The 13,532-nt window shown below is 74.9% G+C and carries 13 protein-coding genes; 1 reads left to right on the top strand and 12 read right to left on the bottom strand.

Annotation, left to right across the window (positions count from 1 at the left end; all coding sequences use genetic code 11):
• Positions 1 to 7: 7 nt before the first annotated feature.
• From cobF to cbiE, 7 genes are read right to left on the bottom strand one after another with little or no spacing between them, the layout of a single operon-like run.
• Positions 8 to 769 (bottom strand): precorrin-6A synthase (deacetylating), encoded by a 762-nt coding sequence (gene cobF / locus J7654_RS07905; RefSeq protein WP_209739670.1) that lies wholly within the window; start codon positions 767 to 769, stop codon positions 8 to 10.
• A gap of 5 nt (positions 770 to 774) precedes the next feature.
• Positions 775 to 1,788 (bottom strand): nicotinate-nucleotide--dimethylbenzimidazole phosphoribosyltransferase, encoded by a 1,014-nt coding sequence (gene cobT, locus J7654_RS07900; protein ID WP_209739669.1) that lies wholly within the window; start codon positions 1,786 to 1,788, stop codon positions 775 to 777.
• Positions 1,789 to 1,799: 11 nt separating this feature from the next.
• Positions 1,800 to 2,555, bottom strand: a complete 756-nt coding sequence (gene cobS, locus J7654_RS07895; protein ID WP_209739667.1) for an adenosylcobinamide-GDP ribazoletransferase — start codon at positions 2,553 to 2,555, stop codon at positions 1,800 to 1,802.
• 6 nt (positions 2,556 to 2,561) lie between these two features.
• Positions 2,562 to 3,872, bottom strand: a complete 1,311-nt coding sequence (locus J7654_RS07890) for a cobyrinic acid a,c-diamide synthase CobB (protein WP_209739663.1) — start codon at positions 3,870 to 3,872, stop codon at positions 2,562 to 2,564.
• On the bottom strand, positions 3,869 to 4,633 hold the full coding sequence (gene cobM / locus J7654_RS07885; protein ID WP_209739660.1) for a precorrin-4 C(11)-methyltransferase: 765 nt from the start codon (positions 4,631 to 4,633) through the stop codon (positions 3,869 to 3,871). The genes J7654_RS07890 and cobM overlap by 4 nt, the downstream gene beginning before the upstream one ends.
• Positions 4,630 to 4,989, bottom strand: coding sequence for a cobalamin biosynthesis protein (locus J7654_RS07880; RefSeq protein ID WP_245195715.1), 360 nt, complete (start codon positions 4,987 to 4,989; stop codon positions 4,630 to 4,632). The genes cobM and J7654_RS07880 overlap by 4 nt, the downstream gene beginning before the upstream one ends.
• Positions 4,990 to 5,000: 11 nt before the next feature.
• Positions 5,001 to 6,239 (bottom strand): precorrin-6y C5,15-methyltransferase (decarboxylating) subunit CbiE, encoded by a 1,239-nt coding sequence (gene cbiE / locus J7654_RS07875; RefSeq protein WP_209739653.1) that lies wholly within the window; start codon positions 6,237 to 6,239, stop codon positions 5,001 to 5,003.
• Between cbiE and J7654_RS07870 the strand changes: the two genes are divergently transcribed.
• The gene (locus J7654_RS07870; RefSeq protein ID WP_209739650.1) at positions 6,238 to 6,990 is read left to right on the top strand and encodes a cobalt-precorrin-6A reductase; all 753 of its coding nucleotides are present in this window, start codon (positions 6,238 to 6,240) and stop codon (positions 6,988 to 6,990) included. The two genes, cbiE and J7654_RS07870, sit on opposite strands and share 2 nt — an antisense overlap.
• Here J7654_RS07870 and J7654_RS07865 read toward each other — a convergent pair.
• The 5 genes from J7654_RS07865 to cobN are packed head-to-tail and all read right to left on the bottom strand — an operon-like array spanning position 6,954 to position 13,531.
• Positions 6,954 to 7,718: a precorrin-3B C(17)-methyltransferase gene (locus J7654_RS07865; protein ID WP_209739646.1), complete on the bottom strand. Its 765-nt coding sequence runs from the start codon at positions 7,716 to 7,718 to the stop codon at positions 6,954 to 6,956. The genes J7654_RS07870 and J7654_RS07865 overlap by 37 nt on opposite strands.
• On the bottom strand, positions 7,715 to 8,440 hold the full coding sequence (locus tag J7654_RS07860; protein WP_209739644.1) for a precorrin-2 C(20)-methyltransferase: 726 nt from the start codon (positions 8,438 to 8,440) through the stop codon (positions 7,715 to 7,717). The genes J7654_RS07865 and J7654_RS07860 overlap by 4 nt, the downstream gene beginning before the upstream one ends.
• Complete coding sequence (locus J7654_RS07855) at positions 8,437 to 9,072, bottom strand: precorrin-8X methylmutase (RefSeq protein ID WP_245195714.1); 636 nt, start codon at positions 9,070 to 9,072, stop codon at positions 8,437 to 8,439. Before J7654_RS07855 ends, J7654_RS07860 begins: the two co-directional genes overlap by 4 nt.
• The gene (gene cobG / locus J7654_RS07850; protein ID WP_209739638.1) at positions 9,069 to 10,235 is read right to left on the bottom strand and encodes a precorrin-3B synthase; all 1,167 of its coding nucleotides are present in this window, start codon (positions 10,233 to 10,235) and stop codon (positions 9,069 to 9,071) included. Before cobG ends, J7654_RS07855 begins: the two co-directional genes overlap by 4 nt.
• On the bottom strand, positions 10,232 to 13,531 hold the full coding sequence (gene cobN, locus J7654_RS07845) for a cobaltochelatase subunit CobN (protein ID WP_209739634.1): 3,300 nt from the start codon (positions 13,529 to 13,531) through the stop codon (positions 10,232 to 10,234). Before cobN ends, cobG begins: the two co-directional genes overlap by 4 nt.
• Between the last annotated feature and the right edge of the window lies 1 nt (position 13,532).

Below are 13,532 nucleotides of genomic sequence, written 5' to 3'. Positions count from 1 at the left end.
GGACGCTTCAGGCGGCGCGCCGGCGCAGGATGTAGGTGTCCATGATCCAGCCCTTGCGCACCTGCGCCTCCCGCCGCGCCGCCAGGATGGCCGGCGCGACCTCCTCCAGCGGGCCGGCGAGGAGGATCTCGTCCGGCGTGCCGAGATAGGCCCCCCAATGGATGTCGAAGACGCCCGGCGGCAGGGAGAGGAACGAGGTCTCGCCGTCGAGCAGCACGACGATCGTGTCGGCCTGCCCCGTCTCGCCCGCCCGCAGGCGGCGCCCCGTCGTCACATGCACCGCGCCGCCCACCGTATTGAGCGCCACGCCGTGGCTGGCGCAGAGCGCCTGGATGCTGGCGATGCCGGGCACCACCTCGCGCCGCAGGGGCCAGCCGGCCGCCGCCTCCAGCCGGTCGAGGATGCGCAGGGTGCTGTCGTAGAGGGAAGGATCGCCCCAGACGAGCAGGGCGACGGTGCCCTCCTCGCCCGTATAGGCCGCGATCAGGCCTTCATAGAGCCTGGCGATCTCGCCGTGCCAGTCGGCCACGCGCTTGCCGTAGGCCGGCTCGGCCTCGTCGCGCGAGGGAAGGTCGAACTCGACGATGCGGGTCGCCTCGCGCCTCAGGTAGAGCCGGCAGATCTCGCGGCGCAATTGCGCCAGATCCTCCTTCGCCTCCCCCTTCTTCGGCAGGAGGACGAGATCCGCCCGGTTCAGGGCGTTGATGGCCTGCACGGTCATATGCTCCGGGTTGCCGGTGCCGATGCCGATGACGAGAACGGTGCGCATCGCGCTCAGCCCTCCGAGACGCCGGCCTCGGCAAAGCTCGCCATGCCGGCATGGCAGGCCAGCGCCGCGCGCAGCAGCGGCACCGCCAGGCAGGCGCCCGAGGCCTCGCCCAGCCGCATGTCGAAGTCGAGAAGCGGGCGCAGGCCGAGCTTCGCCAGGAGCTCGCGGTGCGCCGCCTCGGCGGAGACATGGCCGGCCAGCGCATGGGAGAGCCCGCCCCCGTGCAGCCGCGCCAGCGGTGCGAGCGCGGCCGTGCACACGAAGCCGTCGATCAGGACGGGGATCGCCTTTCGGCGGGCGCTGAGCGCCGCGCCGAACATGGCCGCCAGCTCGCGCCCGCCCAGGCGCCGCAGCGCCTCCAGCGGGTCCGCCAGCGCGCCGGCATGGCGCGCGAGCCCGGCATCGACGGCAGCCGCCTTGCGCGCCAGCCCCGCCGCGTCCACGCCCGTGCCGCGCCCCACCCAGTCGGCGCCCGTGCCGCCGAAGAGCGCGGCGGCCACCGCCGCCGCGGCGGTCGTGTTGCCGATGCCCATCTCGCCGAGGCACAGTAGCTCGGCGCCGGGCGGCACCCCGTCCCAGCCCGCCCCGACGGCGGCGAGGAACTGCGCCTCGTCCATCGCCGGCCCTTGCGTGAAGTCCGCCGTCGGTCGCCCGATATCGAGCGCAAGGACGCACAGGCGCGCGCCTGCCATGTCGGCGAGCTGGTTGATCGCCGCCCCGCCGGCCTCGAAATTGGCCACCATCTGCGCCGTGACCTCGGCCGGAAAGGCGGAGACGCCGCGCGCGGCCACCCCGTGCGAGCCGGCGAAGACCAGCACCGCCACCTCGTCCAGCGCCGGCACAGCGCGACCCTGCCAGCGGGCGAGGAAGCAGGCGATCTCCTCCAGCCGCCCCAGGCTTCCGGCCGGCTTGGTCAGCGTGCCCTGCCGCGCGGCGGCGGCCCGCGCGGCGCTCTCGTCGCCCTCGGGCAGGATCGTGCAGGCGTCGCGAAGCGCGGCAATGGAGGAGAAGGCGGTCATGTCCGTTTCCGTCAGGCGAGAAGGGTGGAGGCACAGAGCAGCACGGCGATCTCTCCGCCTTGCTGGAGCGTGCCGAGGACATCGCCCGTCTGGCCGCCGATCTGCCGGCGGCTGAGCGCCGCCAGCGCGAGGAACCAGAGGGCGAGGAGAAGCGAGGCGGCAAGCGCGAACCAGACCCCGCCCGGCAGGAGCACGAGGAACCCGAGCGCCAGAGCGGCGAGTGCGGTGCGCGCCTCCATGCCGGCGATGCCTGCCGAGAGCCCATCGCCCCGCGCTGGGGGCAGGGCCATCATGAAGGCGGGCAGGAGCGCGCGCGAGGCGGCGTGGGCGGCGGGCAGGGCAAGGAGCGCGAGCGGCCCCCCGGCACTGGCCAGAGCCGCCAGGGCCGACCAGCGGATCAGCACGGTCACGATCAGCGCCAGCGTGCCATAGGCGCCGATGCGGCTGTCCTTCATGATGGCGAGCTTGGCGTGCCGCGTTCGCCCGCCGCCGAAGCCGTCCGCCACATCGGCCAGCCCGTCCTCGTGCAGCGCGCCGGTGGCCAGCATGGAAAGGCCGAGCGCGGCGGCGGCGGCGGCCTGCGGCGACAGGCCGAGGGCGCCCCCGAGCCATAGCGCGGCGGCGACGATGAGCCCAACGGCGAACCCCGCCACGGGCGCGGCCCATTGCGCGCGCGCAAAGCGCCCCACCGCCTGCCAGCCGGCCGGCACGGGCAGGCGCGTATAGAAGCCGAGGCAGGTGGCGATATCGGACAGGAGCGCGCGCATCCCGCTTCAGGCCCTCGCGATGGCGTGGAAGAAGGTGCCGCTCACCCGCCCCCGCCGCCCGCCGGCGGGGCCGAGCGGCTGGCCGAGCCCGTCGAAAAGCTCGGCGAAGGGCTCGTCCGGCCCGGCCTCCACCACCCTTGCATAATGGAATTCGTGCCCGCGCACCGCCTCGCCGGCGCGGCCGAGCGGGCCGTCCGCCAGGAGGCGGGCCTCGCGATAGCCGAGATTGAGCCGGCGCCTGGCAAAGCTCGTGGCATGGCCGAGAAGCCCCGCCATCTCATGGGCCAGCCCTTGCGCATCCTCCAGCCCCCGGCCCAGAACCATGTAGCCGCCGCACTCGCCATGAACGGGCCGCGTCGCGGCGAAACGCGCGAGGCCGGCCTTGAAGCGGGAGGCGGCGGCAAGCCGGCCCGCATGCAGCTCGGGATAGCCGCCGGGCAGCCAGCAGACATCGCAAGTCCCGTCCGGCCCCTCGTCCGCCAGCGGCGAGAAGGGCACGAGCTGCGCGCCCGCCTGCCGCCAATGGCGCATGAGGTGCGGATAGACGAAGGTGAAGGCGGCGTCCTGCGCCAGCGCGATGCGCTGGCCGGGCGGGGGCGGCAGGTCCGCCTGCCCGGCCGGCGGCTCGAGCGGGGCGGTCGCGGCCTGGATGGCCGCCATGTCGAGGCAGGCTTCCATGACATCGGCCAGCCGCTCGATGAAGCTCTCCAGCCCGGCGTGCTCGCTGGCCTGCACGAGGCCCAGATGCCGCTCCGGCAGGGCCATGTCGGCATTGCGGCGGATCGCGCCGAGAACCGGCAGGCCGCTCTCCTCGATCGCGCTCCGGGCCTGCGCCTCGTGCCGCTCGCTCGCCGCCTGGTTCAGCACCACGCCCGCGATCCGCACGTCCGGGTCGAAGGTCGCAAAGCCGTGCGCGACGGCCGCGGCGCTCTGCGACTGGCCCGAGATGTCGAGCACCAGCAGCACCGGCAGCCGGTAGCGCCGGGCCAGATCGGCCGCCGCTCCCCGGCGGCCGGGAGCGGCGCGCAGGCCGTCGAACAGGCCCATGGCGCTTTCCACCAGCACCATGTCAGCCCCCTGCCCCTGCTCGCGCGCCAGACGGTCGAGAAGCGCCGGGGCCATCGACCAGCTATCGAGATTGACGCCCGGCCGCCCCGTGGCGGCGGCGTGGAAGCCGGGGTCGATATAGTCCGGGCCGGACTTGGCGCCCGCCACGACCAGCCCCCGCCGGCGGAAGGCGCGCATCAGGCCGATGGCGACGCTGGTCTTGCCCGAGCCCGAGCGGGGCGCGCCGATGATCAGGGCGCGCGCGCTCATGCGCCCTCGCGCCCCCGGAAGCGGCGCTGGTAGGCGGCGTCGTAGAGCGCGCTTTCGCGGTGCCCGGCGTCCGACAGGCCCGGCCCGGCGAAGATGATCGCGGTGCGCTCGATCGGCTCGCGCGCCAGTTGCGCCTCGATCGTGGCCAGCGTGCCGATGACGATCCGCTCGCGCGGCCAGGAGGCGTTGGCGACGATGGCGACGGGGCAATCGGGGCCGTAGAGCGGCGTCAGCTCGGCCACCACGCGCCCCAGCGCATGGATGGCGAGGTGGATGGCGAGCGTCGCCCCGCTCGCCCCGAAGGCCGCCAGCGTCTCGCCCCCCGGCATGGGCGAGGCGCGACCGGAGACGCGGGTGAGCACCAGGCTCTGCGCGAGGCCGGGCAGCGTCAGCTCGCGCCCCAGCGCGCTGGCCGCCGCCGCGAAGGCCGGCACGCCCGGCGTCAACGTGTAGGCGATGCCGCGCGCCTTCAGCCGCCGCATCTGCTCGGCCACCGCGCTCCAGATGGAAAGATCGCCCGAATGCAGGCGCGCCACGTCCAGCCCCGCCTCGTGCGCGGCGACGTATTCGGCCTCGATCTCGTCCAGCGAAAGCGGCGCGGTGTCCACCAGCCGGGCCCCTTGCGGGCAATGGTCGAGAAGGCCGGCCGGCACGATGGAGCCGGCATAGAGGCAGACCGGGCAGCGGGCGAGGAGGTCGCGCCCGCGCACCGTGATGAGGTCGGCGGCGCCCGGCCCGGCGCCGATGAAATGCACGGTCATGACAGACTTTCCGCGATGGCGCAGGTGACGGGGCCGAGCTTGATGCGGGGCCCCAGAAGCCGGCCGCCCGTCGCCGCCAGGGCGGCGGCTTCGCTGGCCGAGGGGGTGGATGTGGCGGCGAGGGAGGCGGCCGAGCGCGTGAGGCCTTGTGCGGCTGCGGCATCCATCGTCTCGGGCGAGACGACGTGCAGCGGCAGGCGCAGGCGGCGCGCGGCCTCAGCCACGCCGGGCTCGCCGGCCTTGGCGGGGATCACGGCCAGCGCGTCGAGATCGGCGGGCCCAAGGCCGTGCGCCTTCAGCGCGGCCTCCAGCGCGGCGACCACCTCGCCTGCCGAGGCGCCCCTGCGGCAGCCCATGCCCGCCGCCCTCACGGCTTGACCCAGCGCCATTGCGTGACGGGCATGGCCGGCCGCCAGCCGGTCATGGAGCCGACAGGGGCGGCGCGCGACAGCTCGATGCGCGAGAGGTCGCCGCCGAGGCTCGCGTGCCGCCGCACCAGCTCGGCCTCCGTTTCCAGCGTCACCGCGTTGGCGACGAGCCGCCCGCCGCTCCTCAGGGCCTCCAGCGCCGCCTCGATCACCGCCGGCTCGCCGCCCCCGCCGCCGATGAAGGCGGCATCGGGGGCGGGCAGGCCGGACAGCGCGGCGGGCGCATGGCCCTGCACCACCTGCAGCCCCGGCACGCCGCAGGCGCAGGCGTTGCGCGAGAGGCGCGCGGCGCGCTCGCCCCGCCCCTCCACCGCGATGGCGCGCATCGAGGGATGGGCGAGCATCCAGGCAATGGAGATGGAGCCGGACCCCGCGCCGATATCCCAAAGCAGCTCGCCGCGACGCGGGCCAAGGGCGGCCAGAGTCATGGCGCGCACAGCCTGCTTGGTGATCTGCCCGTCATGCTCGAACAGATCGTCGCCCAGCCCGCCCGTCAGCGGCAGGATGCGCGCGCCCGGCCCGGCGCGCACCTCCACGGCGACCACGTTGAGCGCGTGGAACGGCCCGGCGACCTCCCCCGCCGCCGCGCGGGTCAACCGCTCGTCCGGCCCGCCGATCGCCTCCAGCACGTGGAGGATGGAGGCCTCGAAGCCGCTTTCGGCGAGAAGGCCGGCGATGGCGGCCGGAGCCTGCCCGTCCGAGGTCAGCGCGAGGACGCGCCGGCCGGGATGCAGGGTGGGGCGGATGAGGTCCACCGGCCGGCCGTGCAGCGACACGGTCTCGCAATCCTGAAGCGGCCATGCGAGCCGGGCGGCGGCGAGGCTGAAGGCGGAGGGGGCGGGAAAGGCGCGCATCTCGCCCGCCGACACATGCCGCGCCAGCGTCGCGCCGACGCCGTAATGGAACGGATCGCCCGAGGCTAGAACGCAGACGCTGCGGCCACGCAGGCCCAGCACCACGCCCAGCGCCGGATCGAAGGGCGTGGGCCACGCCACCGCCTCGCCCCGGATCAAGGGGTCCGCGAGATCCAGATGCCGACGGGCGCCGAACACGAAGCTAGCCTCGGCCACCGCCTCGCGGGCCCGCGCGCCGAGCCCCTCGACGCCATCCTCGCCGATGCCGACGAGCGAAAGCCATTTTGCCGTTGCGTTCGGGGCCTTGCCATCCTTAACCGGCATGATGAAACATATCCTCATCCTCGGCGGCACAGGCGAGGCGCGGCGTCTGGCGGACCGGCTGGCCGGCACGGCGCGCGTCACGCTGTCGCTCGCCGGCCGCACGGAGCGCCCGCTCGCTGCGCTGGCCGAAATGCGCAGCGGCGGTTTCGGCGGCGCGGCGGGGCTGGCGCGCTTCATGGTCGAGGCGAAGGTCGATGTCCTGGTGGACGCCACGCACCCCTTCGCCGCGCGCATCTCGCACAACGCCGAACTCGTCGCGCGGCAGGCCGGCCTGCCGCTGCTCGTGGTCGAACGGCCCGCCTGGGAGAAGGCGGACGGCGACCGCTGGATCGAGGCGGCCGACATGGCCCACGCCGCGGCCTCGATCGGCCCGGCGCCCCGGCGCGTCCTCCTCGCCGTCGGCCGGCAGGAGCTGGCGCCCTTCGCCGCGCATCCGCAGCACGCCTATCTCATCCGCAGCGTCGATCCGGCCGAGCTTCCGCCCGGTCTTGCGCACGCGCGCGCCATCCTCGCGCGAGGCCCCTTCGACGAGGCCCAGGAGCGCGCCCTCCTGCTGCGCGAAGGCATCGAGATGGTCGTTGCCAAGAACAGCGGCGGGGACGCGACCTATGGCAAGATCGCCGCCGCGCGCGCGCTGGCGCTTCCGGTCGTCATGGTGCGCCGGCCCCGGCCGCGCCCGCCCGGCGCGGTGGCGGGGGTGGAGGAGGCGCTGGCTCATCTCGCGGCCCTGCCCGCCGAGCGCGGCGAATAGACGAGCGCCGGCTGCCCCTCGCGCGGCACGATTCGCGTGTCCCGCGAGCCGACGATCACGCAGGTCGCCATGTCGGCGAGGCCCGCCTCGGCCTCGCCCAGCGGCACGACCGCCATTCGCTCGTCGGGCCGCCCGGCGGCACGGCCGAAGACGACCGGCGTCTCCGGCGGCAAGATCTCGCGCAGAAGCTCGAAGGCGCGGCCGAGCTGCCAGGGCCGCGCGCGGCTGATCGGGTTGTAGAGCGCGATGACGAATCCGGCCGTGGCCACGGCCCGCAGGCGCTCCTCCACCAGCTCCCAGGGCTTCAGATTGTCGGACAGGGAGAGGGCACAGAAATCGTGCCCCAGCGGCGCGCCCACCCTCGCCGCCACCGCCAGCATGGCGGTGACGCCCGGCACGACGCGGAACTCCACCGCGCGCCAGCCCGCCGGCCCGGCCTCGATGGCCTCGCACACCGCCGCCGCCATGGCGAAGACGCCGGCATCCCCGCCCGAGACGACGCCCACGCTGCGGCCCGAGGCCGCCATGTCCAGCGCCGCGCCGGCGCGCGCCACCTCCTCGCGATTGTCCGAGACATGCCGCCTCTGGCCGGGAGCCGGCGCCAGGCGATCGAGATAGGGCTTGTAGCCGAACAGATCGCTCGCCTCCGCCAGCGCCCGCGCGGCCTCCGGCGTCATCTGGTCCGGGCTTCCGGGGCCGATTCCCACCACGGTCAGACGCCCGCTCATGCGCGCGCCCGCCAGCCCGGAACGAGCACGATGGAGAAATAGGGCGCGGCTTCCTCGCCGCGCTCGCACAGGCGGCAGGCCGCCATTTCCGGCATGGTGCCGCGCTCCACGTAGAACGCGTCCTGAAGGCGCCCGGCCAGCGCCAGCGCGCGGCGGATCTTCGGCAGGTTGCGCCCCACCTTCATCACCACCGCCGCCTCCGACCCCGCGAGGCGGTGGGCGAGCTCATCCTCGCCCAGCGTGCCGGGCAGGACGGTGAGGATGTCGTCCCCTTGCGTGATCGGGTGGCCGACCGCCGACCAGCAGCCCGACATGGCGGTGACGCCCGGCACCACCTCGGTCGGATGGCTCCCGGAAAGGCGCACGTGCAGATGCATGTAGGAGCCGTAGAAGAGCGGATCGCCTTCGCTGAGCACGGCCACGGTGCGCCCGGCCCTCAGATGCGCGGCCACCTGTGCGGCCGCGACTTCGTAGAAGCCCTCGATCGCATCGCGATAGGCGCTTTCGGCCTTGGGCGATTCGGTCGTCACGGGGTAGAGCAGCGGCAGCTCCACATGGTCGGGCCGCAGATGGGCCTGAACGATGCGGCGCGCATTGCTGGCGTTGCCGCGCTTGGCGAAATGCGCCACGACATGCGCCTCGCCCAGCGCCCGCACCGCCTTCAGCGTCAGAAGCTCGGGGTCGCCCGGCCCGGTGCCGAGGCCGATCAGCCGCCCGCTCACAGGCCCGGCCTCGCCAGCGCGTTCAGGGCCGCCGCCGTCATGGCGCTGCCGCCCAGCCGCCCGCGCACCACCGCGAAGGGGATGGCGTGGTCGCCCTGCGCCAGCGCCTCCTTGGATTCGGCCGCGCCCACGAAGCCGACCGGCATCCCGAGGATCGCGGCGGGCCTCGGCGCGCCGTCCGCCAGCATGTCGAGGAGATGGAACAGGGCGGTCGGCGCATTGCCGATGGCCACCACCGCGCCCGCCAGATGCTCGCGCCACAGCTCCAGCGCGGCGGCCGAGCGCGTGGTGCCGAGCCGGGCCGCCAGCGGCGCGGTGCGCGGGTCGGACAGCGTGCACAGCACCGCGTTGCCGGCCGGCAGGCGGGCGCGCGTCACGCCGTGGGCCACCATCTGCGCGTCGCACAGGATGGGGGCGCCGGCGGCCAGCGCGCCGCGCGCCGCCGCCACGAAGCCGGGCGCGAAGACGAAGTCCCGCGCCGCCTCCACCATGCCGCAGGCATGGATCATGCGCACGGCCACGTCGGCCTCCTCGGGGCCGAAGCGGGCGAGATCGGCCTCGGCGCGGATGATCGCGAAGGATTTCTCGTAGATCGCCGCGCCATCGCGGATATAGTCGAACGAGCTTTTCACCCGCGCCCCTCTTTCCAGTTCAGTCCTTCGGCGCCCAGCCGGGCGAGAAGCGCGCGCAGCTCGCCGGACGGGCCCTCGCCCTCGGCGCGGATGTCGCATTCCCCTTCCCGGCCCACAAGCGAGATCACCGGCGCGGGCGGGCGGGCGCATTCCTTGCCGCAGCCCGACACATGCAGGCGACGGCCGGGGCGCATCCGGGCAAGTTCCGCGGCGATGCGGCGCGCCGGCAAAAGCGCGCCGGCACAGGCCGGCGCCCCCGCGCAGGCGCTGACCAAGAGCCGCGAATCTCCCTCCTGCCCGACGAGGCCCGCGCGGGCCGCCGCGCCGAGGATCGCCGCGTCCTCGGCGGGGCTTTCGTGCAGGATGAGCAGGCCGCGCCCCGGCGCGAGGCGGATATCCTCGCCGGCTTGGCGCGCGAAGTCGGCCAGCGCGGCGGCCTCGATCTGGCCGAAGGCCAGCGCGAGCCCCCGCGCCCACCGCCCGTCCTTCAACGCGAAGCGGCCCACGGGCAGGGCCGCAGGCGCGCTCTCGTGGCCGATAGCGGGGCCGAGGCTCGCCCAGGCGGCCGGCTCCAGATGCCTCGCCCGTGCCTCTCGGCCCGTCTCGGCCAGGGCACGCAGCACGAGGAGGGCCGCTTCCACGGCCGCGTCCGGCGCAAAGGGGCCGAAGCAGGCGGCGCCGACGCGCGCGATCCAGCCGCCGGCCACCGCCTCCAGCTTCACATCCGCGCCGATCCCGGTCAGCGGCAGCGCGCCGCCGCCATCCACCGTGACGGACACTTTCGGGCCGAGCCGGTGCGCCAGGCGATCCGCGCCCGCCCGGATGCGCCGGGCGAGGGGGCGCGGGTCCCGCTCCTCCCGCGCATCGAGGCCGGCGAGCGCGCCGGTCTCGACCGTCAGGCCGGCCTCGTCCTCGACGCCCAGCGCCGCGACGGCCTGCGCCAGGCGCGGCGCGGTTTCCTGCGTCAGGCCGCGAATCTGGAGGCTGCCCCGCGCGCCGATCTCCAGAAGGCCGTTGCCGCAATCGGCCGCCGCGCGGGCGAGCCCGGCCAGTTGCGCGCCGGTGAGGCGCCGGCCGCGCGGGTGGAGGCGCGCCAGCAGGCCGTCGCCCGTCCGCATGGGTTCGACAAGGGTGGGGCAGGCGCCCCGGCGAAGCCCGGTCACGACGCCCCGGCCTCGGCGATCAGCGCGGCCAGCTCCTCGTCCAGCGAGTTGCGGCGCGGATGCCACAGGCCCCGCCGCCGCGCGCTCTGGAAGCGCTCGGCCATCGCCCGCGCGGCGGCCGGGTTCTGCTCGAGAAGGAAGGCCCGCAGGCGCGGATCTGCGAGATAGGCGTCGTGCACCGCCTCTATCAGCTCCGGCGCGACGGCGCCGGTGGTCTCGGCGAAGCCGACCAGCCGGTCCACCGTCTCGGCGAATTCCGCCGCCCCGCGCGGGCCGTGGCGAAGCTGGCCCTCGATGAAGCGCGGATTAAGGGCGCGCGCGCGCACCGTGCGCGTCACCGCCTCCTTCAGCGAGCGCGCGCGCGGCCGGGCCGGGTCGGTGGTGTCCAGCACCACGAGGTCGGCCCGGCCGCCCAGCGCCTCCACCGCCGCCGCGAAGCCGCCGATGAAGGCGACATCGGCCGAGCCTTCCAGGATGTCGCGGCCCGGATCGTCTCCCGTGTGGACGAGAAGGTCCGCCTCCGCGATCCGCTCGGCGAAGGCGCCCGCCTGCATCCGGCCCTCGCCATCCGCGCCGCCATAGGCATGGGAGGCGGCGCCCAGATAGGCGCGTGCGAGATCGGCGCGGCTCTCCCACCGCCCGCTCGCCAGTTGCTCCTCTATGCCCGCCCCGTAGGTGCCGGGGGCCGAGCCGAAGATGCGGGCCGGCCCGCCGCCGCGCCGGACCGAGGCGGCCAGCGGGTTCTCGCCCTCCTCCTCGTCGCGCGCGGCGACGACCGCCACGGCCGCGTCGATCAGCGCGATCTGCGTGGCGAACATATCGCGGAAGAGGCCGGAAATGCGCCATGTCACGTCCACGCGCGGGCGGCCGAGCGCGGCGGGCGGCAGCACCTCGATTCCGGTGACGCGGCCCGTGCCCGCGTCCCATCGCGGGCGGCAGCCCATGAGCCAGAGCCCCTGCGCGATCTCCTCGCCGCCCGTGCGCAGGCTGGCGCTGCCCCACAGATCCATCACCAGCGAGCGTGGAGGCTCGCCATGCTCCTGCGCGTAGCAGCGCACCACCTCCTCGGCCGCCGCCTTGCCGAGCGCGAAGGCCGTCTCGGTCGGCAGGGTGCGCGGGTCCGCGGTGTAAAGGTTGCGGCCAGTGGGAAGCACGTCGGTGCGCCCGCGCGCCGGCGCACCGGAGGGCCCGGCGGAAACGTGCCGCCCGTCGAGCGCGGCCAGAAGCGCGGCGCGCTCGGCCTTCGCGCTCAGCCGCCGCATCGGGTCGGCCTCGCCCTCCGGCGCGCGGCCATAGACGTGCAAGCCGTCCTTGACGGCGAAATCCTTCAGGTCGCACAGCCAGGCGTCGATGCGCAGGAGCGCGGCGTCCGGGTCCTCGTCCTCCGCGACGCCGGCCTCGCGTGACAGGCCCGTGCGCCCCGCCGTTTCCACGATGAGGGCGGCCAGCCGATCGCGGCGGCGGCGGTCCAGCCCCTCGGCCTGCGCATATTCGTCCACCAGCCGCTCCAGCGCCTGCTGGTCGGCGGAGAGCCCGGCGCCGACCAGCGGCGGGGTGAGGTGCCCGAGCGTGACGGCGGCGATGCGCCGCTTGGCCTGCGCCGCCTCGCCCGGATTGGAGACGATGAAGGGATAGATCACCGGCAGCGCGCCGGCCACGATCTCCGGGAAGCAGTCCGGCGAGAGCGCCACCGTCTTGCCGGGCAGCCATTCCAGCGTGCCATGCGCGCCGAGATGGACGAGGGCGTGCACGTCGAGGCTCTCGCGCAGCCATTGCCCGAAGGCCAGGAGCGCGTGGCGCGGCGGCAGCACGGGGTCGTGATACTCGGCGCGCCTGTCGGCCGCGCGGCCCCGGTCGGGGGCCAGAGCCACGGTGACATGGCCGAAGCGCACCGCGCGGAAGAGGAAGGCCCCGCCCTCGGCATCCTCGCCCGGCGGGCCCCATGCCGCCTCCACGGCCTGGGGGGCGGGCGGCAGGGCTTGCAGCGGCAGGCTCATCGTCTCCCGCTCCAGCCGCCGCATGAGGTCGCGGGCCGTCGCGGGGATGCCCTCCACGCGATAGCCTTCGTCCGCCAGGTCGCGCAGCATCTCCAGCACGCTCTGCGGCACGTCGAGCCCCACGGCGTAGCCCATGCGCCCGGCGCTGGCGGGATAGTCGGGGATGAGGATGGCGAGCCGGCGCTCGGCACGCGGCGTTGCCCGCAACCGCAGGAAGGCCGCGATGCGCCGCGCGACCTGCGCGATCCGGCTCTCCTCCGGCCGGTTGACCTGGAGGGCGGCGGCGAGCCCGGCGTCCGGCTCGCCCGCGTGCTTGAAGGAGATGGCGCCCGCCATCACCCGCCCGTCGAGCTCGGGCAGGACGACATGCATGGCCAGATCGGCGGGGGCGAGGCCGCGCTGGCCCTCCTCCCAGGCCTGCCGCCGCGTGGTGGCCACCGCCACCTGGAAGACGGGAAGGCCGAGCCTGTCGAACAGCGTCGCCCCGCCGGGCTCGGTGCCGCTGGAGAAGGCCGTGGCCGTAACGAGCGCCGCCGGCTTCAGCGCCGCCGCCATCTCCTCGACCAGCCGCACCGCCTCGCCGTCGCGCAGGCTCGGCACGAAGAGCGGCACGGCGAGGATCCCCCGCTCCTCCAGCGCCCCGGCCAGCGCCTCGACGGGCGCGGCGTCGCCGGCCAGCAGCATGGAGCGGTAGAAGAGGATCGGCACCACGGGCCGGCCCTTCGCCTCGAAACTCTCCAGCGGCACCGCACCATGGCCCGGCTTGTGGCAACCAGCCTTCGGGAAGGGCCGTGCGGCCGTCAGTTCGCGCTCGTGGCCGGCCAGATGCGCCATGCGGTCGAGGAGACGGCGCATATTGTCCGGCCCGCCCTCGCGGAAGCAGGCCAGAAGCGCTTCATAGTCCTCGCGCGCCACGGTGGAGAGCGCTTCCAGCCGCTCGTCGCGCTCGCGGCATTCGCCCGGCAGCAGCGCCAGCGCGATGCCGTGGGCGCGCGCGTGGGCGGCCAGCCGGTCGCAGCCGTAGCGCCACCAATCATAGCCGCCGAGAATGCGCACGAGAACGACGCGCGCGGCCAGCCGCTCCAGCCACAGATCCACCGACATGGGGTGGCGCAGATCGCGCAAGGGCGCGAGGCGCATGCCGGGCAAGGCATCGGCGCCCGCGTTCCACGCGGCGGAGAGCGCCGCCAGATCGCTGTCGGTGAAGGACAGCGCGACCATCTCCGCCGGCTCGTGCCGCAGATCGACAGGCTCGATCAGATCGTCCAGCGAGGCGGAGCTGGTGGCGAGGATGTGCATG

This window comes from Aureimonas populi (assembly GCF_017815515.1).
Taxonomy (GTDB): domain Bacteria; phylum Pseudomonadota; class Alphaproteobacteria; order Rhizobiales; family Rhizobiaceae; genus Aureimonas; species Aureimonas populi.
The sequence above is the reverse complement of the archived record's forward strand: the minus strand, read 5'-3'. Positions and strand labels throughout refer to the sequence as shown.

What these genes read in the sequence shown, in the direction of transcription:
- cobF (WP_209739670.1), bottom strand. Translation starts at nt 769, where the DNA reads ATGCGCACCGTTCTCGTCATCGGCATCGGCACCGGCAACCCGGAGCAT.
- cobT (WP_209739669.1), bottom strand. Translation starts at nt 1,788, where the DNA reads ATGACCGCCTTCTCCTCCATTGCCGCGCTTCGCGACGCCTGCACGATC.
- cobS (WP_209739667.1), bottom strand. Translation starts at nt 2,555, where the DNA reads ATGCGCGCGCTCCTGTCCGATATCGCCACCTGCCTCGGCTTCTATACG.
- J7654_RS07890 (WP_209739663.1), bottom strand. Translation starts at nt 3,872, where the DNA reads ATGAGCGCGCGCGCCCTGATCATCGGCGCGCCCCGCTCGGGCTCGGGC.
- cobM (WP_209739660.1), bottom strand. Translation starts at nt 4,633, where the DNA reads ATGACCGTGCATTTCATCGGCGCCGGGCCGGGCGCCGCCGACCTCATC.
- J7654_RS07880 (WP_245195715.1), bottom strand. Translation starts at nt 4,989, where the DNA reads ATGGGCTGCCGCAGGGGCGCCTCGGCAGGCGAGGTGGTCGCCGCGCTG.
- J7654_RS07870 (WP_209739650.1), top strand. Translation starts at nt 6,238, where the DNA reads ATGATGAAACATATCCTCATCCTCGGCGGCACAGGCGAGGCGCGGCGT.
- cbiE (WP_209739653.1), bottom strand. Translation starts at nt 6,239, where the DNA reads ATGCCGGTTAAGGATGGCAAGGCCCCGAACGCAACGGCAAAATGGCTT.
- J7654_RS07865 (WP_209739646.1), bottom strand. Translation starts at nt 7,718, where the DNA reads ATGAGCGGGCGTCTGACCGTGGTGGGAATCGGCCCCGGAAGCCCGGAC.
- cobN (WP_209739634.1), bottom strand. Translation starts at nt 13,531, where the DNA reads ATGCACATCCTCGCCACCAGCTCCGCCTCGCTGGACGATCTGATCGAG.